The following is a 20,803-nucleotide window of genomic DNA, read 5'->3' on the forward strand; positions in this document are numbered from 1 at the left end:
CACAGGGCGATCAGGAGTCACCAGACCCCCCAAAGCGTGCAATGCTGAGATTCCACCCACAGTGGAGCACAGCGGGGCGGACGGAGTCCTCCCCGGACTCCTTGTCCTATTTTGGCACGAGGAGGGGCAACGGACGCAAGGGTGGTGCTACGTGCGGTTCGTCACCCTTGACACAGCGTCGCCGCATACGCCCGGATCGGGACCTACGTCCCTTGTTGACGGACCGTAAGGTGTCCTGCGTCACACACGGGTGCGGCTCAGTTGGCCGAGCGCAGATCCCGCACCGAACGCCACCGTTCCACCAGCCGACCGTACGCCTCGCCCGCGGCCGCCCCGTCCCCGTTGCGCAGCGCCTCGATGCCCGCGGCCACGTCGGCCGCCGAGTGGTCGTCCTCCAGGTCGCCGGCCGGCAGGGCGTGCACCAGTCCGCCGTAGTCCAGCTCGACCAGCGAGCGCGGGTGGAACTCCTCCAGCCAACGCCCCACGTCCACCAGGCCGTCGATGAGCGGCCCCTCGTCCATGGCCTCCTTGAGGGTGCGCAGGGCGCGCGCCACCCGGCGCCGGGCCTGCACCATGGGCGTGCGGTAGCGCAGCACCGGCGCGGTGTCCTCCGACGCGCCCCCGGAGCCCTTGGCGTACTCCCGCTCCTCGTCGGCGACCAGCACGAACCAGCTGAGCGGCACCTGCCAGGTCGCGGTGCGGATCCAGGGCCGGGCGTCGGGGTTCTCGGCCAGCCAGCGCTCGTAGTCCTGGGTGGCCTGGTGGCGCACGACCGGCGGCAGGACGGCGTCCAGGAGCGGCGCGGGCAGCTCCTCGGCGAGATCACCGAGGGCCTGCCAGCCGCGCAGCCGGGTGCGCCACGGGCAGACGTACACCACCCCGTCGGCCTCCAGCACGAACGCGTCGCCGCTCTCGTGCACCGGCACCGGGACGGGCGGGGTGGGGACCAAGTCGGCCAGGGAGCGGCGGAGTTCCTCCTGGTACGAGGGGCGGTCGGGGCGGCGGGCGTAGCGCTCCCAGTGCCCGCGCTCCGGCTCCGGGAAGGCGGCCAGCGGTTCGTACACGCGCAGGTAGGCCGTGTACGGGACGATCACCGAGGACACCTTGGGCACGCCTGCTCCCTCCCCCGCCGGGTGCCGGGGAAACCTGCGGAACCCGCCGACAAAGCCGCGGGAAAACTATGCAAATCGTCGCACGGCCGTACTCCGTGAGGAGGTGATCCTGAACACTGTCCGCTCGGCGGCGCTCACAGGCTCTAATCTCGTGCTCAAAGCCCCCGCCACCCGCACGGGAGCTATCCCCACCCGCCGTTTTTCACCTCAGGAGTCACCACAGTGACCGACGTAACCGACGGCGTCCTGCACACCCTGTTCCACTCGGATCAGGGCGGTCATGAGCAAGTCGTGCTCTGTCAGGACCGTGCCAGCGGCCTCAAGGCCGTGATCGCCATCCACTCCACCGCTCTGGGCCCCGCCCTCGGCGGTACCCGTTTCTACCCGTACGCGACCGAGGAAGAGGCCGTCGCCGACGCGCTGAACCTCGCGCGCGGGATGTCGTACAAGAACGCCATGGCCGGGCTGGACCACGGCGGCGGCAAGGCCGTGATCATCGGTGACCCCGAGAAGATCAAGACCGAACAGCTGCTGCTCGCCTACGGCCGTTTCGTCGCCTCGCTCGGCGGCCGGTACGTCACCGCCTGTGACGTCGGCACGTTTGTCGCCGACATGGACGTCGTGGCGCGCGAGTGCCGCTGGACGACCGGGCGCTCCCCCGAGAACGGCGGCGCGGGCGACTCCTCCGTGCTCACCGCCTTCGGCGTCTACCAGGGCATGCGCGCCGGTGCCCAGCACCTGTGGGGCGACCCCTCGCTGCGGGCCAGGCGGGTCGGCATCGCCGGCGTCGGCAAGGTCGGCCACATCCTGGTGGAGCACCTGGTCGCGGAGGGCGCCGAGGTCTTCGTCACGGACGTGCGCGAGGAGGCCGTACACCGGATCACCGAGCGGCACCGCAACGTGCTGGCCGTGAAGGACACCGACGAGCTGATCCGGATCGACGGTCTGGACATCTACGCTCCCTGCGCGCTCGGCGGGGCGCTGAACGACGACACCGTGCCGGTGCTGACCGCCTCGGTGGTGTGCGGCGCGGCCAACAACCAGCTCGCCCACCCGGGTGTCGAGAAGGACCTCGCCGACCGCGGGATCCTCTACGCGCCGGACTACGTGGTGAACGCCGGCGGTGTCATCCAGGTGGCCGACGAACTGCACGGCTTCGACTTCGAGCGGTGCAAGGCGAAGGCGGCGAAGATCTTCGACACCACGCTGGCCATATTCGCACGTGCGAAGGCCGACGGGATTCCGCCGGCCGCGGCGGCCGACCGGATCGCCGAGCAGCGGATGGCCGAGGCCGCCGCGGCACGCGGATGGTGACGTTCCGGAGGAGGTTCCGGGTGAGGTCCCGCGGGGCCGACGCGCGGGTTTGAGCGGTACCTGCCGGTGGGCAGTTAGAGAGAACTCTCACTTCCACCGGCGGGTCGCCCGCCAATAAGTGGTTAAAATCGCCACTGACCAGCGAGGACGGGGCGCCTCGAAGGTCCTGGGCGCGGGCACGTCATGCGGGCGACGTACCGTATGGGCGCGGGCTCAGGTACCGTGGAAGCCCTACGGACCGGCCTCTCCACGGAGAGTCCGTTCCGGATCATGAACGCGTGTCAAGACTCTGGGGCCGTCGAGCCCCGTCGTTGAGGGGGTCGAGCCATGGGGCGCGGCCGGGCCAAGGCCAAGCAGACGAAGGTCGCCCGCCAGCTGAAGTACAACAGCGGTGGGACTGACCTCGCACGCCTGGCCGAGGAGCTGGGCGCATCGACGTCGAACCAGTCGCCGAACGGCGACCGCTTCGAGGACGATGAGCACGACGACGACCTGTACGCAAAGTACGCCGACCTCTACGAGGACGACGACGACGAGGACGAAGACGACTCCTCGCAGCACCGTCGCGGCGCGTAACGCTTGCAGCGGCTTAGCCGATACCCGGTCCCGGACTTCTAGTGCCGGACCGGGTTTCGTGCTGCCGTCACAGGGCTCCGCCCCCGGACGCCGGTGCTAGGCGTAGTCGCCCACCAGCTCGGCGCCCGTCGTGTGCTCGCCGCGCTCGGTGATCTCACCCGCGACCCACGCGTCGACGCTGCGGTCGGCCAGGGTGGCCAGAGCCACGTCCACCGACTCCTGCGGCACGATCGCCATCATGCCGACGCCCATGTTGAGGGTCTTCTCCAGCTCCAGCCGCTCGACCTGACCGGTCTTGCCGACCAGGTCGAAGATCGGGGCCGGGGTCCAGGTGGACCGGTCGACGATCGCGTGCAGCCCGTCCGGGATGACCCGGGCCAGGTTGGCGGCCAGGCCGCCGCCCGTGATGTGGCTGAAGGCGTGCACCTCGGTGGTGCGGGTCAGGGCCAGGCAGTCCAGCGAGTAGATCTTGGTCGGCTCCAGCAGCTCCTCGCCGAGGGTGCGGCCCAGCTCGTCGATGCGCGCGTCCAGGGACAGCTTCGCCTGGTTCAGCAGCACGTGGCGAACGAGGGAGTACCCGTTCGAGTGAAGACCGGAGGCCGCCATGGCGATCACCGCGTCACCCTTACGGATACGATCCGCGCCGAGCAGCCGGTCGGCCTCCACGACGCCCGTACCGGCGCCGGCGACGTCGAAGTCGTCCTCGCCCAGCAGGCCCGGGTGCTCGGCCGTCTCGCCGCCCACCAGGGCGCAGCCGGCCAGCACACAGCCTTCCGCGATGCCCTTCACGATGGCCGCCACCCGCTCGGGGTGGACCTTGCCGACGCAGATGTAGTCGGTCATGAACAGCGGCTCGGCGCCGCAGACGACGATGTCGTCCATGACCATCGCGACCAGGTCGTGGCCGATCGTGTCGTACACGCCCAGCTGGCGGGCGATGTCGACCTTCGTGCCCACGCCGTCGGTGGCGGAGGCGAGCAGCGGGCGCTCGTAGCGCTTGAGGGCGGAGGCGTCGAAGAGGCCGGCGAAACCGCCGAGGCCGCCGAGGACCTCGGGGCGCTGGGTCTTCTTCACCCACTCCTTCATCAGCTCGACCGCGCGGTCGCCCGCTTCGATGTCGACGCCCGCGGCTGCGTAGCTGGCACCAGTTGTCTCAGACATGGCTTTGAGAACCTTCGTGTCGTACGGCAGGTAACGCGGACGGCTACGGGCGACGGAGGGCGTCGGCGGCGGCCGTGGCGGCGGGACCGGCGGCGAGCTCGGTCTCCAGCAGCTGCTTGCCCAGCAGCTCGGGGTCGGGAAGCTCCATCGGGTACTCGCCGTCGAAGCAGGCGCGGCACAGGTTCGGCTTGGCGATCGTGGTCGCCTCGATCATGCCGTCGATGGAGATGTACGCCAGGGAGTCGGCGCCCAGCGAGGTGCCGATCTCGTCGATCGTCATGCCGTTGGCGATGAGCTCGGCGCGGGTGGCGAAGTCGATACCGAAGAAGCAGGGCCACTTCACCGGCGGGGAGGAGATCCGGATGTGGACCTCGGCGGCGCCCGCCTCGCGCAGCATGCGGACCAGGGCCCGCTGGGTGTTGCCGCGCACGATGGAGTCGTCGACGACGACCAGGCGCTTGCCCTTGATGACTTCCTTCAGCGGGTTCAGCTTCAGCCGGATGCCCAGCTGGCGGATCGTCTGCGAGGGCTGGATGAACGTACGGCCGACGTAGGCGTTCTTCACCAGGCCGGCGCCGAACGGGATGCCGCTGGCCTCGGCGTAGCCGATGGCGGCCGGGGTGCCGGACTCCGGGGTCGCTATGACCAGGTCGGCCTCGACCGGGGCCTCCTTCGCCAGGCGGCGGCCCATCTCCACACGGGAGAGGTACACGTTCCGGCCGGCGATGTCGGTGTCCGGGCGGGCCAGGTACACGTACTCGAAGACACAGCCCTTGGGCTTCGCTTCCGCGAATCGCGAGGTGCGCAGACCGTTCTCGTCGATGGCGACGAACTCGCCCGGCTCTATCTCGCGGACGAAGCTCGCGCCGCAGATGTCGAGGGCGGCGGTCTCGGAGGCGACCACCCAGCCGCGCTCCAGGCGGCCGAGGACCAGCGGGCGGATGCCCTGCGGGTCGCGGGCGGCGTACAGGGTGTGCTCGTCCATGAAGACGAGGGAGAAGGCGCCACGGACCTTCGGCAGGACCGTGTGGGCGGCTTCCTCGATGGTCAGCGGCTTGCCGTCGGCGTCGACCTGGGCCGCGAGCAGCGCGGTGAGCAGATCGGTGTCGTTGGTCGCGGCGACCCGGGTCGACCGGCCGTTGGTGTCCTTGGGCAGCTCGGCGACCATCTCGGCCAGCTCGGCCGTGTTCACCAGGTTGCCGTTGTGACCGAGCGCGATGGAACCGTGCGCGGTGGCGCGGAACGTCGGCTGGGCGTTCTCCCACACGGAGGCGCCGGTGGTCGAGTAGCGGGCGTGTCCGACCGCGATGTGACCCTGGAGCGAACCGAGAGAGGTCTCGTCGAAGACCTGGGAGACCAGGCCCATGTCCTTGAAGACGAGGATCTGGGAGCCGTTGCTGACCGCGATTCCCGCGGATTCCTGACCCCGATGCTGGAGGGCGTAGAGCCCGAAGTACGTGAGCTTGGCGACCTCTTCGCCCGGAGCCCAGACACCGAAGACGCCACACGCGTCCTGGGGGCCTTTCTCACCGGGGAGCAGGTCGTGGTTGAGTCGTCCGTCACCACGTGGCACGTCTCCGAGTGTAGGCGAGGTCGACCACTGGTCCGAATTGGGGATACGCCTCCGCAGTGGATCACTCGGCCGCGACCGCGGTCACACTCTCGCCGTTTTCGCTGGTCAGCGTGAGGCTGCGGTGATCGAGGCGGTACTCGACCGTGCCGTCGAAGAGCCGCAGGAGCCGCTTCTCCGTGTCCATGAGTGAGGCTTCGCACATCATTCGGGTGGTGGACGGCGTGCCCAGGGTGATATTGCCGTCGCGTACCGTCGCGGTGGCGTTCACCTTGTTGCAGCCGAGGCGTCCGGTGACCTTGCCGTCCTTCTCGAAGGTCAGATGCGCTTCGGCGCCCTCCGGCAGGGACTGGGCGACCCCGTCGGCGCCGAGTGCCGTGACGTTCCAGCGGGTGCCGAGCAGCGGGGCGTCCTGCACCTTGCTGAGCCGCACGGTGTCCCCTCCGTCGGTGGTGAGTGTCAGCCGGTCGCCGCTGACCCGGGTCTTCAGCGGGCCGTCGGCGAGGGTGCGGGCCAGCGTCTCCTCGAACTTCATCGGCTTCTCCTCGCAGCCCATCTCGGTCACCGAGGCGTCGCCGAGGCGGACCCGGTCACCGTCGAAGGAGGCCTGGGCGGTGAAGTGGTTGCAGCCGTAGTTGCCCTGCGCCTTGCCGCCGTCGTCGATGGTGACGTACGCGCCGGCGGGGGCGTCGTGCGCGGTCCCGTCGACGGTGACCCCGTCGACGGCCCAGTGCACGCCGGTGACCCCGCCGACGTCGGCTCCGGCGGGCTGGGTGCCGGCCTTCTCGGTGCCGCAGGCCGCCGCGAGGGGCAGCAGGGCGAGGGCGGCGGCGGTGAGGGTGATGCGGTGCGTCTGCCTGTACATGCCGCTTCGACGGGGCGGGTGGGGTGATTGGTTCCACCCGCGGCTACGCGAGGATCGGCAGCAGCCCTCCGAGATCGGCCCGTTCCCCGCTCGCGCTGACCTTGGCCTCCGCCAGAGCCGCCTGCCATTCCACCCGTCCGGTCGCCAGCCGGATCCAGGTCAGCGGATCGGTCTCCACCACGTTCGGCGGCGTGCCACGGGTGTGCCGCGGCCCTTCCACGCACTGCACGACGGCATACGGCGGAATCCGCACCTCCGTCGACCCGCCGGGCGCCTTCGCGGCCAGCGCATCCGCGAGCAGCCGCGTACAGGCGGCGAGGGCCTGACGGTCGTACGGGATGTCCAGACCCGGCACGGCGGCGTTCAGGTCGTCGGTGTGGACGACGAGTTCGACGGTGCGGGTCACCAGGTAGTCGTCGAGGGCCATGGCCCCGGTGCGGGCCGCGAGCAGACGGGTGCCGGGGGCGGTGGACAGGGCCTCCGTGAGGCGCTGCTCGGTGCGGGCGTAGAGGGCGTCGAGGTCCGGGTTCTCCTCGGCGAGCCGGCGTGTTCCGTCGGCGATGTCGGCGGCCCGGTCGGCGGTCGCGAAGGGCCAGTCGAGCAGCCCCAGTTCCGCCTTGGCCGGCTCCTCCCGCTCGAGGTTCCGGCTCACCGTCTCCACGGCCATCGTCACGTGCGCGGCCAGGTCCCTGACGGTCCAGTCACCGAGGCGGGTGGGGAGCGCCAACTGCTCGGCGGTGAGGCCGCGCACGGCCTGCCGTACGTGGCCGAACTGGGCGAGGATCGCGGCGCGGATCTTGGCGGGGTCGTAGCTGCGGGTGCGCTTCCTGGACGGGGGCATGACGGTGAGCCTAGGGGACGACAGGCGAAGGCCCCGCCCGGTTTTCACGAGCCGGGCGGGGCCTTCGTACGGGCTGCCGCCTACGCGAGAAGCGCCGGGATGGTGCTCTCGTGCGCGGTGCGCAGTTCCTCCAGGGAGAGGGTGAACTCGCCCTGGATCTCCACCGTGTCGCCGTCGACGACACCGATGCGGGTGGCCGGGAGGCCGCGGGCGCCGCACATGTCGTTGAAGCGGACCTCCTCGGAGCGCGGGACGGCGACGATCGCGCGGCCCGCGGACTCGGAGAAGAGGAAGGTGAAGGCGTCCAGGCCGTCCGGGACGACCAGGCGGGCGCCCTTGCCGCCGAGCAGCGCGGACTCCACGACCGCCTGGATCAGGCCGCCGTCGGACAGGTCGTGCGCGGAGTCGATCATGCCGTCGCGGGAGGCGGAGATCAGGATCTCGGCGAGCAGGCGCTCGCGCTCCAGGTCCACCTGCGGGGGCAGGCCGCCGAGGTGGTCGTGGACGACCTGGGACCAGGCCGAACCGCCGAACTCCTCGCGGGTGTCGCCGAGGAGGTACAGCAGCTGGCCCTCCTCCTGGAAGGCGACCGGCGTACGGCGGGCGACGTCGTCGATGACGCCCAGCACCGCGACGACCGGGGTCGGGTGGATTGCCGCCTCGCCCGTCTGGTTGTAGAGCGAGACGTTGCCGCCGGTGACCGGGGTGCCGAGCTGCTGGCAGGCGTCGGCCAGCCCGCGGACGGCCTCCGCGAACTGCCACATGACCGCCGGGTCCTCCGGCGAGCCGAAGTTCAGGCAGTCCGAGACGGCGAGGGGCTTGGCACCGGTCGTCGCCACGTTGCGGTACGCCTCCGCCAGCGCCAGCTGCGCGCCCGTGTACGGGTCGAGCTTGGCGTAGCGGCCGTTGCCGTCCGTCGCGATGGCGACGCCGAGGCCGGTCTCCTCGTCGATGCGGATCATGCCGGAGTCCTCGGGCTGGGCGAGGACCGTGTTGCCCTGCACGAAGTGGTCGTACTGGGACGTGATCCACTTCTTGGAGGCCTGGTTGGGGGAGGCCACCAGCTTCAGGACCTGGTCCTTCAGCTCCTCCGACGTCTGCGGGCGCGGGAGCTTGTTCGCGTCGTCCGCCTGGAGTTCGTCCTGCCAGGACGGGCGGGCGTACGGGCGCTCGTAGGTGGGGCCCTCGTGGGCGACCGTGCGCGGGTCGACGTCGACGATCTTCTCGCCGTGCCAGTAGATCTCCAGGCGGTCGCCGTCGGTGACCTCACCGATCACCGTGGCGATGACGTCCCACTTCTCGCAGATCTCCAGGAAGCGGTCGACTTTCTCCGGCTCCACGACCGCGCACATGCGCTCCTGCGACTCGCTCATGAGGATTTCCTCGGGCGAGAGCGTGGAGTCGCGCAGCGGTACGTCGTCCAGCGTCACGCGCATGCCGCCGGAGCCGTTGGACGCCAGCTCGGACGTGGCGCACGACAGGCCCGCCGCGCCCAGGTCCTGGATGCCGACGACCAGCTTCTCCTTGAACGCCTCCAGGGTGCACTCGATGAGCAGCTTCTCCTGGAAGGGGTCGCCGACCTGGACGGCCGGGCGCTTCGACGGCTTGGCGTCGTCGAAGGTCTCGGAGGCGAGGATCGACGCGCCGCCGATGCCGTCGCCGCCGGTCCGGGCGCCGTACAGGATGACCTTGTTGCCCGCGCCGGACGCCTTGGCGAGGTGGATGTCCTCGTGCCGCATCACACCGATGCAGCCGGCGTTGACCAGCGGGTTGCCCTGGTAGACGGCGTCGAAGACGACCTCGCCGCCGATGTTGGGCAGGCCCAGGCAGTTGCCGTAGCCGCCGATGCCGGCGACGACGCCCGGGAGGACGCGCTTGGTGTCGGGGTGGTCGGCGGCGCCGAAGCGCAGCGGGTCGACGACAGCGACCGGGCGCGCGCCCATCGCGATGATGTCGCGGACGATGCCGCCGACACCCGTGGCCGCGCCCTGGTAGGGCTCGACGTACGACGGGTGGTTGTGCGACTCGACCTTGAAGGTGACCGCGTAGCCCTGGCCGACGTCGACCACACCGGCGTTCTCACCGATGCCGACGAGCAGGGCGTCGTTCTCGGGGGCCTTCTCGCCGAACTGGCGGAGGTGGACCTTGGAGGACTTGTACGAGCAGTGCTCGGACCACATGACCGAGTACATGGCCAGCTCGGCGCCGGTGGGGCGGCGGCCGAGGATCTCGACCACGCGCTCGTACTCGTCCTTCTTCAGGCCGAGTTCGGCCCAGGGCAGCTCGACGTCGGGGGTCGCGGTCGCGTGCTCGACCGTGTCCAGAGGCGTCCGGCTCATGCGTTGACCAGCTTCTTGAGGATCGAGGTGAAGAACGGGAGACCGTCGGTGCGGCCGGTGCCGATCAGCGGCTCCGTGGCGTGCTCCGGGTGCGGCATGAGGCCCACGACGTTGCCGGCCTCGTTGGTGATGCCGGCGATGTCCCGGAGGCTGCCGTTGGGGTTGAAGTCCAGGTAGCGGAAGACGACCCGGCCCTCGGCCTCCAGCTGGTCGAGCGTGTACTCGTCGGCGACGTACCGACCGTCCATGTTCTTCAGCGGGATGTGGATCTCCTGGCCGGCGGTGTAGTCGCTGGTCCAGGCGGTGTCCGCGTTCTCCACCCGCAGCTTCTGGTCGCGGCAGATGAAGTGCAGGTGGTCGTTGCCGAGCATCGCGCCGGGCAGCAGATGGGCCTCGGTGAGGATCTGGAAGCCGTTGCAGATGCCGAGGACCGGCAGACCGGCCTTCGCCTGTTCGATGACGGTCTCCATCACCGGCGAGAACCGGGAGATGGCTCCGGCGCGCAGATAGTCGCCGTAGGAGAAACCGCCGGGCAGAACGACGGCGTCGACCTGCTTCAGGTCCTTGTCCTTGTGCCAGAGGGCGACCGGCTCGGCGCCCGCGAGGCGGATCGCGCGCTGGGTGTCCCGGTCGTCCAGGCTGCCCGGGAAAGTGACGACGCCAATACGAGCGGTCACTTCACGGCCTCCGCGACTTCCGCCGCTTCCTCGACCTTGACGGTGAAGTCCTCGATCACGGTGTTGGCGAGGAAGGATTCCGCAAGATCGTGGATGCGGGCGAGCGCGGCCTCGTCGACCGGCCCGTCAACTTCCAGTTCGAATCGCTTTCCCTGGCGGACGTCCGAGATCCCGTCGAAACCCAGCCGCGGCAGTGCGCGCTGCACCGCCTGGCCCTGGGGGTCGAGGATCTCCGGCTTGAGCATGACGTCGACTACGACGCGTGCCACTGGCACTCCCGGTGTGTGGTGCTGAGCAGGTTCCTTCAGACTACCCGCACAAAATTTCTACGCGAGTAGAGTTGTAGGAACCTACGGAACCGTCGTCACGATCCGGCATCGGAGCGACCCCTTCACGAAAAGTTCAGGGAAAGATCCCGGATCGGCCCGCGATAGCTATTGCGCCGGGACACGCGGAGAGATTTAGTCGGGCTTCACATTGCTTTGCCGGGCACTGTACAAATGAATTGGCAATAGCCGATACTCGGCACGTCATCGCAACGTCATCGCAGATGAGCTGCATTGAGGTGCCGCACGAAGGGACCGATATTCGTGGCGCAAAAGGTCGTGGTCACCCTCTTTGACGACATCGACGGCTCGGAAGCGGCGGAAACGATCGCCTTCGGACTCGACGGCAAGTCGTACGAGATCGACCTGAATGAAGCCAATGCCAGGAAACTGCGCAAGGCGCTCGCGCCCTACGTGGAGGCCGGCCGCAAGCGGTCGAAGTCGGGCAGGGCCTACAAGCAGACGGAGGTCGCCCCCGACCCGGCGGCGGTGCGCGCCTGGGCGCAGGCCAACAAGATGGACGTCCCCGCGCGCGGCCGGATCCCCAAGAAGGTCTACGAGGCGTTCGCCGCCGCGCAGTGAGCCCGGGTCGCCCCTGGACGCCCCGCCGACGGCCGTTCAGCCGCCCCTCGCGGCAACCGACTTGCGCAGCACCCCCGCTGATCAGCTAGAGTCTGGAGCACGCCGAGGGGCGAGGCCGAAAGGCCCAGCTCACGGAGTACATGCGGGTGTAGTTCAGTAGCAGAACATCCCCCTTCCAGGGGGAAGGCGCAGTGTGCAATTCCTGTCACCCGCTCTGCACCGCCGTACGGACCACTCTTGTGGATCAGGTAGGCTGGTGCTCGCACCGGTCAGTGAAAGCTGGTCGGGAGCAATGCGGACGTAGCTCAGTTGGTAGAGCGCAACCTTGCCAAGGTTGAGGTCGCGAGTTCGAGCCTCGTCGTCCGCTCCAGTCACCAAGGCCCCGGTCATCGACCGGGGCCTTTGGCATATGTCCCCCGGCTTTTCGACTTCTGACATTTGTCATGTCCGCCGGTGACAGCGCGCACTGCCGAGCGGTCCCGATCGCCGGGACGCTGAAGGCATGAACACAAACGGACACGAGCACGTGATCGAGGTCACCGACCTCAAACGTGTCTACGGGGGCGGGTTCGAGGCTGTGCGCGGCATCACGTTCAGCGTGGCCCGCGGCGAGGTCTTCGCGCTGCTGGGGACCAACGGCGCCGGGAAGACCTCCACCGTGGAACTGCTGGAGGGGCTCGCCCCGCCGAGCGAGGGCCGGGTGCGGGTGCTCGGGCACGACCCCTACGGGGAGCGGGACGCCGTACGCCCGCGGACCGGGGTGATGCTCCAGGAGGGCGGGTTCCCGGCGGAGCTGACCGTCGCCGAGACCGTACGCATGTGGGCGGGGTGCACCAGCGGGGCGCGGCCCGTCGGGGAGGCGCTGGAGACCGTCGGGCTCGGACGGCGGGCGAAAGTGCGGGTGAAGCAGCTGTCCGGCGGTGAGCGGCGGCGGCTGGACCTGGCGCTCGCGCTGCTCGGCGACCCCGAGGTGCTGTTCCTGGACGAGCCGACGACCGGGCTCGACGCCGAGGGCCGGCGCGAGACCTGGGATCTGGTGCGGGCGCTGCGCGACGGCGGTACGACCGTGCTGCTGACCACGCACTACCTGGAGGAGGCCGAGGAGCTGGCCGACCGGCTGGCGATCCTGCACGAGGGACGGATCGCGGCGAGCGGCACCCCGGACGAGGTCACCGCCGCCCAGCCGTCCCGGATCTCCTTCGAACTGCCCGAGGGCTACTTCCTCGGCGACCTGCCGGCGCTCGGGGCGCTGGGCGTCGTCGGGCACGAGGTGGACGGCCGGACCGTACGGCTGCGGACGTACGAGCTGCAGCGGGCGGCCACGGAACTGCTGGTGTGGGCCCGGGACGCCGGGGTCGAGCTGCGGCGGCTGGACGCGCGGTCGGCCTCGCTGGAGGAGGCGTTTCTTGGGATCGCCGGGCGGGCGTCGGCCCTCGCGGCACAGAGCGCGGAGACGCAGGGGGCTGCCGTATGAGCGGAATGAGCACGACGACTGTCGCGGGGCGGATGGGCGCGCTGGCGCGGGCCGAGCTGACCTTGCTGGGGCGCAGCCGGGCCACGCTGGTGGCCGCGGTGATCGTGCCGCTGCTGCTGCCGTTCAGCGTGCGGTCGGCCGTCGACGAGATGGACCTGAAGGGGGCGGGGCTGACCGTCGGCACCGTCCTGCTGCCCGCCGCCGTCGGCTTCTCCCTGCTCTTCGCCGTCTACGCCGCCCTCACCACCGCCTACGTCACCCGCCGCGAGGAACTGGTCCTCAAGCGGCTGCGCACCGGCGAGTTGCGGGACCGGGAGATCCTGGTCGGGGCCGCCCTGCCGGCCTCCGGGATCGGGCTCGCGCAGTGCCTGGTGCTGGCGGTGGGGTGTGTGGTGCTGCTGGATCTCGGGGCGCCCTCCGCGCCTCATCTCGCCGTGCTGGGCGTGCTGTTGGGGATCGTGCTGTGCGGGGCGCTCGCGGCGGTCACGGCCGCCTTCACGCGGACCGCGGAGAGCGCGCAGGTGACCGGGCTGCCGATGATGTTCGTCTCCATGCTGGGGTCGGGGATCACCGTCCCGCTGGAGGTGCTGCCCGACCGGCTGGCGTCCGTCTGCGAACTGCTGCCGCTGACCCCGGCGATCACCCTGGTGCGGGGCGGCTGGACCGGGGACCTCTCCGGGTCGGAGGCGCTGGGCGCCACGGCCACCGCGCTGGCCTGGACCGTGCTCGCGGTGTTTGCTGTACGGCGGTGGTTCCGGTGGGAGCCGCGGCGCTGACGGATGGGGGGCGGCAGGTGTCCGGGCCGGGGAAATGGTGGCGGAGGAAGAGCACACCGGCGAAGGTCGAGACGTACACGCGATGGTCGTTCCACTTCTTCGCGCTGGCCGAGTTCGCCGTGTTCGGCCTGCCGGTCCTCGGCCAGGTGCCGCTGCCGCACGCGGGCTGGGTGTTCCTGCTGGTGTGCGCGCACGCGGTGTTCGTCGCGGTGGTGGGCAGCCGGGCGCTGGACTGGACGCGCGGTCTGCGCCCGCAGCCGCTGCGGCTCATGTCGGCGCTCGCGGCGGTCAGCGCGCTGTCCGCGGGGCTCGTGCTGGTGCTCGTCGACCGTGGTGTGGGCGGTGACGGCGGCGCGAGCGCGCTGGGCACGGTGATCGCCGGACTGCTGGCCTTCGGCGTCGGGGCGATCACGCTCGGCATCCGCAGCCGGCGCCGGGTGCTGCTGCTGGTCGTCGGCGTCTCGGCGGGTGTGGGCCTGGTCACCGTGGCTCTCGGTGGCGGCATGGCCGCGCTGATCACGTCTCTGGCGGCCCTGCTCGCCACCGGCTTCTTCGCCTTCACCTCGGTCTTCTCCGTCTGGCTGCTCAACGCCGTCTACGAACTCGACGAGGCCCGCGAGACCCGGGCCCGGCTCGCCGTCGCCGAGGAGCGGCTGCGGTTCGGGCGGGACCTGCACGACGTCATCGGCCGCAACCTCGCGGTCATCGCCCTGAAGAGCGAGCTGGCCGTGCAGCTGGCGCGACGCGGACGGGAGGAGGCCGTGGAGCAGATGGTGGAGGTGCAGCGCATCGCGGCGGAGTCGCAGCGGGAGGTGCGGGATGTCGTACGCGGTTACCGGGAGGCCGATCTGGCGGTCGAACTGGTCGGTGCGCAGGGTGTGCTGAAGGCCGCCGGGATCGACTGCGAGGTCACGGGCGTGGCGACCGGGCTGCCCGGCGAGGTGCAGTCGGCGCTCGGCTGGGTGGTGCGCGAGGCCACGACGAACGTGCTGCGGCACGGGGACGCCGGGCGGTGTTCGGTGGGGCTGCGGGTGTCCGAGGGGTGTGTGGTGCTGACGGTGGAAAACGACGGGGCGGGGGCGGGTGCCGGGGGCGGGGGCGGTTCGGGCATCGCTGGGGGCGGGGACGGTTCGGGGCTTGCCGGGAGTGGTGGCGGGTCGGGTGTCGTCGGGGACGGTGGCGGGTTCGGTTTCGCCGGGAGCGGGGGCGAGTTCGGTCTCGGCGGGGGCGGTGGGGCATCCGGGCTTGCCGGGAGTGGTGGGGGCTCCGGGCTCGCCGGGAGCGGTGGCGGGTCCGGGCTCGCCGGGCTGCGGGAGCGGCTGCGGAAGGTCGACGGGACGCTGGAGGCCGGGTTCGCCGGGGACGGGGTGTTCCGGGTGGTGGCCAGGGTGCCGGTGGGTGAGGGGCCGGTGGGCGGGGAGCGGGAGGCTGAGGAGTCGGTGGCCGGTGAGCGGGAGGCCGAAGAGCCACGGGCCGAGCAGCCGGTGGGCGGGGAGCAAGGGGCCCGGCAGCGGAAGGCCGAGGAGCCAACGGCTGGAGAACCGGTGGCCGGAGAGCCAGGAGCCGGAGAGCCGGTGACCGGGCAGCGGAAGGCCGAGGAGCCAATGGCTGGGGAGCCGGTGGGCGGGGAGCCAGGGGCCGAGGGCCGGGAGATCGGGGAGCCGGTGGGTGGGGAGCGGGAGGCTTTGGCGTGAGGGTGCGGGTGTTGCTCGCCGACGATGAGCATCTGATCCGGGGGGCGCTGGCCGCGTTGCTCTCGCTGGAGGACGATCTGCTCGTCGTGGCGGAGGCGGCCAGCGGGCCCGAGGCGCTGGCGATGGCGCGGGCGCACGAACCCGATGTGGCGGTGCTCGATCTGCAGATGCCGGGCGCCGACGGTGTGAAGGTCGCCACATCGCTGCGGACGGAGCTGCCCGGGTGCCGGGTACTGATCGTGACCAGTCATGGGCGGCCGGGGCATCTGAAGCGGGCGCTCGCGGCCGGTGTGCGGGGATTCGTCCCGAAGACGGTGAGCGCCCAGCGACTCGCCGAGATCATCCGGACCGTGCACGCCGGAAACCGTTACGTCGACCCGGAGTTGGCCGCCGACGCGATCTCCGCCGGGGACTCGCCGCTGACCGCGCGCGAGGCCGAGGTGCTGGAGCTGGCCGCCGACGGGGCGCCGGTCGCGGAGATCGCCGAGCGGGCCGCGCTGTCCCAGGGCACCGTCCGGAACTACCTCTCGTCGGCCGTGTCGAAGCTCGGAGTGGAGAACCGTCATGCGGCGGTGCGTCTCGCGCGCGAGCGAGGTTGGGTATAGTAGCTCTCGCGCCACGGCGCAACGCGGACGTAGCTCAGTTGGTAGAGCGCAACCTTGCCAAGGTTGAGGTCGCGAGTTCGAGCCTCGTCGTCCGCTCCACAGAGCAAAGGCCCCCGGTTTCCGCCGGGGGCCTTTCGCGTATCAGCGCGTGACCCCCGGCGGTCCGCCGGGGGCCTCGGGCGGCTCAGCTCCAGCTGCTGCCCGTCAGACGCTCGTACGCCTCCACGTACTTCGCCCGGGTCGCGTCCACGACCTGCTCCGGCAGCGCGGGCGGCGGCTGCTCGCTCTTGCGGTCCCAGCCGGACTCCGCGCTGGTCAGCCAGTCGCGCACGAACTGCTTGTCGTACGACGGCTGCGCGCGGCCCGGCTGCCACTGGTCGGCCGGCCAGAAACGGGAGGAGTCCGGGGTGAGCACCTCGTCGGCGAGGACCAGGCTGTCGCCCTCGAAACCGAACTCGAACTTGGTGTCCGCCAGGATGATCCCCCGGTCGCGGGCGATGTCCCGGGCCCGGGAGTAGACGGCGAGGGTCGCCTGGCGCAGCTGGGCCGCGGTCTCGGCGCCGACCTGGCGGGCGACCTCCTCGTAGGAGACGTTCTCGTCGTGCTCGCCGACGGCGGCCTTCGTCGCCGGGGTGAAGATCGGCGCGGGCAGCTCGGAGCCGTCGGTGAGGCCTTCGGGGAGGGCGAGGCCGCAGACCGTACGGGACTCGTTGTACTCGACCAGGCCGGAGCCGGTGAGATAGCCGCGGGCCACGCACTCCACCGGGACCATCTGGAGCGACTTGCAGACCAGGGTGCGGCCGGCCCAGTCGGCGGGGGCGCCGGCGGGCAGCTCGGTGCTCAGGACGTGGCTGGGGACGAGGTCGGCGAGCTGGTCGAACCACCACAGGGAGAGCTGGGTGAGGACCCGGCCCTTGTCGGGGATCTCGGTCGGCAGCACCCAGTCGTAGGCGGAGATGCGGTCGCTGGCGACCATCACGAGGTCGCCCGCCTCGTTCTGGTACAGGTCGCGCACCTTACCGGTGTGCAGATGCACCAGACCCGGAACCTGGAGCGGCTCGGGCTTTTCGACGAATCCGGACACGGTTCCTCCCCGTGGTTCTGTCCAATGCCTCGATTGTCCCGTACGGGGGCGGGGTGGCGGACAGCGGGTCAGTCACGTTTGCAGATGCGGTCCAGGAGGTTGGCGGTGGCGCGCTGGATACGGGGGTCCACGTGGCCCGGGCGGTCCAGCGCCGGGGACCACGCGAAGGTTCCGGACGCGAAGACCCAGGCGCCGGAGGGGGCGCGGTAGAGGGATGTCTCCTGGTGGCGGGTGACGCCGTCGGGGTCCGTGTACGGGGAGTGGGCGAGCAGGATCCGCTCGTCGTGTTCGGGGAGCGGGGCGCGCGGGAAGTACCGGTCGGCCTCGCCCGCGACCAGGCCCTCGATCGGGTCGCCCTCGTGCGCGCCGGTCGCCTCCCACAGCCAGTGGCCGGCGTTGCGGACGATCAGCGGATGGGGTTCGGGGACCCGGCCCGCGTACTGGATGCCGAGCAGCTCCTGCTCGGGACGGTCGATCTCGCGCCACAGTACGGGCTTGCCCGGTCCCTGGCGTTTGCGGCAGGTGAGGAGGCGGTCCGGGCTGCCGGAGGGGGACGGGCCCAGCTCCACCTGCCAGTAGACGGAGTTGGAGGACAGGAAGACCAGGGAGGTGCCGTGGTCGCGGGCCTCCTCGGCGGCGCGGCGCATCTGCGGGGACCAGTACTCGTCGTGGCCGGGGAAGACCAGGCCCCGGTAGCGGGTGGCGTCGACGCGGCCGGCGTGCAGGTCGCGGGCGTCGGCGTAGGCGAGGTCGTAGCCGTAGCGCTCGGCCCAGCGGATGACGTCGTAGGCGTGGCCGACGTGCAGCGGGAGGCCCGCGCCGGCGTAGGGGCGGTCGAAGGAGACGGTGGTCGCGGCGTCGCGTTCGCCGAGCAGCCGGCCGGTCTCATCCCAGGCGTGGTAGAGGCTCGCGCCGGTACGGCCGTCCTCCGGATAGAGGTTGTACGCCTGCCAGGTGACGTCCGGCAGCACCAGCAGCAGGTCGGCGGGGCGGTCGTCGCGGACGGTGAAGGGCACGTGGGAGCGGTAGCCGTCGGCGGTGGTGAGGACGGCCACGTAGGCGCCGACATTCCAGTGGACGGGGATCTGGAGCCGCCAGGACAGCCACCAGTGGTGGCAGGAGACCGTGCGGTCGGCGGCGAGCGGCGGGGGCTGGACGATGCCGGAGAGGCGCGGGCTGGTGGTGATCTTGGCGGCGCCGTCGCCCGCGTAGTGGCCGATGCGGTAGACGTCGACGCTGAACTCCTGGGGCGGGTCGACGGTGATGTGGAAGTCGACGGCCTCGCCGGGGGCGACCGCGCCGGTGGAGGTGAAGCCCTTGATCTGGCGGTGCACGTCGTCGGCGGAACGGATGGGTCCGCCGGAGCCGGTGCGGGGGGCGGGGACGCGGCTGCCCCTCCGGGGGGCGGCGGCCGCGCGGTCGGAGGCGGCCGGGTCCACGTACCAGGGGACGACCTGGCCGTCGTCGAAGTAGGTCTCGCTCCCGCGCAGCCAGGGGAGCGGGCCCTGGCCGAAGGGGTCCGTCACGGCGTGCGCCAGTGCTCCCGACTCCCAGCGGCGGATGTGCTCCGAGCCCATGGTGCGTGCTCCCCTCCCTTGGGCCCCCGTGTGTGTCGTTGTCCGTGCGGTGGCGCGGTGGTGCGGTGGCGTGGGTGCTGCTTGTGGCAGTGGTGCGGTTGTGGGCTTGTCGTATGTCGTAAGCCCTTGCCATGTGCGTGTTCGGTCCCAGCACATCACATTCCGCACGGACTCCGTCACCGTTCGTTTCGAATTGACCGAAAGCGGAACAGTGGGCTCCGGGACGGGAGCGGGGTCAGACGAGGCGTACCGGCTTCTCCGGGCGTATGCCGATCTCGGTCAGCCAGGCGCGCAGGGGCGCCGGGTCGCCGTCCTCGATGAGGCTGAGGACCTTCGGGCCCAGATCGGCCGCGCGCTCCCCCTTGATCAGGAGCGAAGGGCCGTCCAGCCAGTCCAGGCCGGGGGTCGCGCCCGCGGTGTCCATCGCGGCGCAGCAGACCATGGCCGTGATGTGGTCGGCGAGCAGTTCGCGCGGGGTGCGCGGGGGCTGGAGCGGGAACAGCGGGAGGCTGCCGTCGTCCCAGAGGGGCGTGTCGGGGGTGGTGGTGGCCGGCTGTGCGGGGGCGGCGGCCGGGGTGGCGGCTTCCTCCTCGCGGGTCAGCTCCTCGCTGAGGCCCGCGGCGAGGGCGGTGCAGCGCGGGCTGGGCACGGAGTGCCCGTCGGGGTCGTCGGCGAGCGGGAGAGCCTGGGCGGCACGGGTCTCGGCGGCACGGGTCTCGGCGGCGCGGGCCTCGCCGTTGCGGGCCGGGGCCTCGTCCGCGAGGTGGTCGAGGACGCGGGCCAGGGTGGGGCCCTGGGCGTCCGGGGCGGTGCGGCGGACGCCGAGCATGTCGAGGACGCGGTGGAGGCGGGCGGCGTCGGTGCGCCACTTGCGGTCCACGACCTCCTCCGGATACGCCTGCCAGTCCACCGGCGACCAGTCGGGGCCCGGCTCGGCGGGGCCGCCGTGGAAGAGGCGGGCGGCGAGCAGCGAGGCGGCCTCGTCCACCGCGCCGGGCTCCTCCAGCAGGTCGCAGGCGGGGCGCTCGCCGAGCCGGGAGGCGAAGCCCTCGGCCAGCCGGTCGCGCCGGGACAGCTCGGTGAGGGCGGCGACGACGCCCGCGTCCAGCCGGGAGGGCCAGCGGCCCATCCGCCAGGCGGGCAGCGCGACCCGGGTCAGCAGCCGGTCCCAGCCCGCGTACGCCAGTCCCACCTGCTCCTGGGCGACGATCCGCAGTCCGTAGTCCACAGCCTGTGCGCGCTCGGCAGCGGCAGCGGCGACACCGCGCTCCATCTCGGCGGCGTGCTCCCGGCAGCCACGCAGCAGCAGCCGGGCCGCCCAGGCGACGCCCGCGCCCGCCGGCCGGGTCAGCGGACCGCGGTCCGGCGCCGAGGCGACGGCCACCGCGGCGTCCAGACCCCGCACGAAGCGCCGGGCCGCGGCTATGTCGGGGTGCGCCGACGGGCCCGTACCGGCGACGACCGGGGCGAGGACCGCCCGCAGCTCGCCCACCCGCATCCACCACAGGAACGGGGAACCGATGACGAGGACGGGCGCGGCCGGCGTACGCCGGTGGGTGCGGCGGGCGAGGCCCGGCGGCTCGTCGAGGTCCTCGGCCGTCGGGGGCGGGCCGTGGGCCGGGTGGGTGCGGTCCTCCAGCCAGCTGTCGCAGTCCGGGGTGAGCGCTATGGCCGAGGGGGCCGGGACGTCGAGACGGTCGGCGAGGTCGCGCACCAGCCGGTACAGATCCGGGGCGGCCGCCTCGGCGATCGGGACCGTGGGACTCATGGCGGGCCGCGCGCGGGCGACGACCAGCGCGAAGCCGACGGCGGCGAGCAGGACGAGCAGCGCGACGGCACCGACGGCCCAGCGGGCGGCGTCCCAGCCGGGGCCCGTCAGATGGCCGGTGGAGCCACCGACGAGCAGGACCACGGCGACCGCGGCCGGCAGCAGGGCCACGGCCAGCGCCCGGCTGCGGATCCGCAGCACGGCCAGCGCCCGGGACCGCGCGGCCTGCGCGCCCGCTTCCACTCCCATACCTGTCACGACCGGACCTCACCCCCTCCCGTCCTGGCTGCTCTGGCTGTCCTGGCGTTGCTCACTCCCCCACTGTGGCACCCGCCACTGACATCGCAATGCCGGTGGGCCAAGTGCCGGAACGCTTGCGCCGCACCCTAGTTGGGGGTTCGGCCCCCGTCAGCCGGATAGACCATCGGTCACTCGATGGAATGGCTTTGGGGAAAGGTGGAT

General features: G+C 71.5%; 18 protein-coding genes and 3 tRNA genes. 10 read left to right on the plus strand and 11 right to left on the minus strand.

Annotation, left to right across the window (positions count from 1 at the left end; all coding sequences use genetic code 11):
* Nucleotides 1-257: 257 nt before the first annotated feature.
* Nucleotides 258-1,112 (minus strand): DUF8083 family protein, encoded by an 855-nt coding sequence (locus tag ACZ42A_RS13365; protein WP_468527321.1) that lies wholly within the window; start codon nucleotides 1,110-1,112, stop codon nucleotides 258-260.
* 222 nt (nucleotides 1,113-1,334) lie between these two features.
* Here ACZ42A_RS13365 and ACZ42A_RS13370 point away from each other — a divergent pair, with 222 nt between their 5' ends.
* Both ACZ42A_RS13370 and ACZ42A_RS13375 read left to right on the plus strand, forming a co-directional pair.
* A complete protein-coding gene (locus ACZ42A_RS13370) occupies nucleotides 1,335-2,426 on the plus strand; it encodes a Leu/Phe/Val dehydrogenase (protein WP_468527322.1) in 1,092 nt (363 codons plus the stop codon).
* A 327-nt stretch (nucleotides 2,427-2,753) separates the two neighbouring features.
* On the plus strand, nucleotides 2,754-3,002 hold the full coding sequence (locus ACZ42A_RS13375; protein ID WP_468527323.1) for a DUF3073 domain-containing protein: 249 nt from the start codon (nucleotides 2,754-2,756) through the stop codon (nucleotides 3,000-3,002).
* 96 nt (nucleotides 3,003-3,098) lie between these two features.
* On the opposite strand, the gene purM is transcribed toward ACZ42A_RS13375, so the two are convergent.
* The 7 genes from purM to purS all read right to left on the minus strand — a co-directional run bounded on the left by purM (nucleotide 3,099) and on the right by purS (nucleotide 10,724).
* Nucleotides 3,099-4,163 carry a phosphoribosylformylglycinamidine cyclo-ligase gene (gene purM, locus ACZ42A_RS13380; RefSeq protein ID WP_468527324.1) on the minus strand — a complete coding sequence of 355 codons (1,065 nt, stop codon included), beginning with the start codon at nucleotides 4,161-4,163 and terminating at the stop codon, nucleotides 3,099-3,101.
* A gap of 43 nt (nucleotides 4,164-4,206) precedes the next feature.
* Nucleotides 4,207-5,736, minus strand: coding sequence for an amidophosphoribosyltransferase (gene purF, locus ACZ42A_RS13385; RefSeq protein ID WP_468527325.1), 1,530 nt, complete (start codon nucleotides 5,734-5,736; stop codon nucleotides 4,207-4,209).
* A gap of 61 nt (nucleotides 5,737-5,797) precedes the next feature.
* Nucleotides 5,798-6,598, minus strand: a complete 801-nt coding sequence (locus ACZ42A_RS13390; protein ID WP_468527326.1) for an META domain-containing protein — start codon at nucleotides 6,596-6,598, stop codon at nucleotides 5,798-5,800.
* A gap of 43 nt (nucleotides 6,599-6,641) precedes the next feature.
* On the minus strand, nucleotides 6,642-7,439 hold the full coding sequence (locus ACZ42A_RS13395) for a maleylpyruvate isomerase family mycothiol-dependent enzyme (RefSeq protein WP_468527327.1): 798 nt from the start codon (nucleotides 7,437-7,439) through the stop codon (nucleotides 6,642-6,644).
* Nucleotides 7,440-7,519: 80 nt separating this feature from the next.
* Nucleotides 7,520-9,778, minus strand: coding sequence for a phosphoribosylformylglycinamidine synthase subunit PurL (gene purL / locus ACZ42A_RS13400; protein WP_468527328.1), 2,259 nt, complete (start codon nucleotides 9,776-9,778; stop codon nucleotides 7,520-7,522).
* Nucleotides 9,775-10,455 carry a phosphoribosylformylglycinamidine synthase subunit PurQ gene (purQ, locus tag ACZ42A_RS13405; RefSeq protein WP_468527329.1) on the minus strand — a complete coding sequence of 227 codons (681 nt, stop codon included), beginning with the start codon at nucleotides 10,453-10,455 and terminating at the stop codon, nucleotides 9,775-9,777. Before purQ ends, purL begins: the two co-directional genes overlap by 4 nt.
* Complete coding sequence (gene purS, locus ACZ42A_RS13410) at nucleotides 10,452-10,724, minus strand: phosphoribosylformylglycinamidine synthase subunit PurS (RefSeq protein ID WP_468527330.1); 273 nt, start codon at nucleotides 10,722-10,724, stop codon at nucleotides 10,452-10,454. Before purS ends, purQ begins: the two co-directional genes overlap by 4 nt.
* A 321-nt stretch (nucleotides 10,725-11,045) precedes the next feature.
* Between purS and ACZ42A_RS13415 the strand changes: the two genes are divergently transcribed.
* The 8 genes from ACZ42A_RS13415 (at nucleotide 11,046) to ACZ42A_RS13450 (ending at nucleotide 16,011) form a co-directional block, all read left to right on the plus strand.
* On the plus strand, nucleotides 11,046-11,363 hold the full coding sequence (locus tag ACZ42A_RS13415; protein WP_399801366.1) for an Lsr2 family protein: 318 nt from the start codon (nucleotides 11,046-11,048) through the stop codon (nucleotides 11,361-11,363).
* Nucleotides 11,364-11,505: 142 nt separating this feature from the next.
* Nucleotides 11,506-11,577, plus strand: a tRNA-Gly gene (locus tag ACZ42A_RS13420).
* 80 nt (nucleotides 11,578-11,657) lie between these two features.
* Nucleotides 11,658-11,733 (plus strand) — tRNA-Gly (locus tag ACZ42A_RS13425).
* A 132-nt stretch (nucleotides 11,734-11,865) separates the two neighbouring features.
* Complete coding sequence (locus tag ACZ42A_RS13430; RefSeq protein WP_468527331.1) at nucleotides 11,866-12,837, plus strand: ABC transporter ATP-binding protein; 972 nt, start codon at nucleotides 11,866-11,868, stop codon at nucleotides 12,835-12,837.
* A gap of 5 nt (nucleotides 12,838-12,842) precedes the next feature.
* Nucleotides 12,843-13,613, plus strand: coding sequence for an ABC transporter permease (locus ACZ42A_RS13435; RefSeq protein ID WP_468527332.1), 771 nt, complete (start codon nucleotides 12,843-12,845; stop codon nucleotides 13,611-13,613).
* A 17-nt stretch (nucleotides 13,614-13,630) separates the two neighbouring features.
* Nucleotides 13,631-15,307, plus strand: a complete 1,677-nt coding sequence (locus ACZ42A_RS13440; RefSeq protein ID WP_468527333.1) for a sensor histidine kinase — start codon at nucleotides 13,631-13,633, stop codon at nucleotides 15,305-15,307.
* A complete protein-coding gene (locus tag ACZ42A_RS13445; protein WP_468527334.1) occupies nucleotides 15,304-15,912 on the plus strand; it encodes a response regulator in 609 nt (202 codons plus the stop codon). Before ACZ42A_RS13440 ends, ACZ42A_RS13445 begins: the two co-directional genes overlap by 4 nt.
* Nucleotides 15,913-15,935: 23 nt before the next feature.
* Nucleotides 15,936-16,011 (plus strand) — tRNA-Gly (locus tag ACZ42A_RS13450).
* 85 nt (nucleotides 16,012-16,096) lie between these two features.
* On the opposite strand, the gene ACZ42A_RS13455 is transcribed toward ACZ42A_RS13450, so the two are convergent.
* From ACZ42A_RS13455 to ACZ42A_RS13465, 3 genes are all read right to left on the minus strand, one after another.
* Entirely contained in the window at nucleotides 16,097-16,996 is a 900-nt protein-coding gene (locus ACZ42A_RS13455) for a phosphoribosylaminoimidazolesuccinocarboxamide synthase (protein ID WP_468527335.1), read from the minus strand.
* Between the two features lie 68 nt (nucleotides 16,997-17,064).
* A complete protein-coding gene (locus ACZ42A_RS13460) occupies nucleotides 17,065-18,573 on the minus strand; it encodes a N,N-dimethylformamidase beta subunit family domain-containing protein (protein ID WP_468527336.1) in 1,509 nt (502 codons plus the stop codon).
* A 235-nt stretch (nucleotides 18,574-18,808) separates the two neighbouring features.
* On the minus strand, nucleotides 18,809-20,590 hold the full coding sequence (locus tag ACZ42A_RS13465; RefSeq protein ID WP_468527677.1) for a M48 family metalloprotease: 1,782 nt from the start codon (nucleotides 20,588-20,590) through the stop codon (nucleotides 18,809-18,811).
* Nucleotides 20,591-20,803: the final 213 nt, after the last annotated feature.

The organism is Streptomyces sp. NPDC030838 (assembly GCF_055572035.1).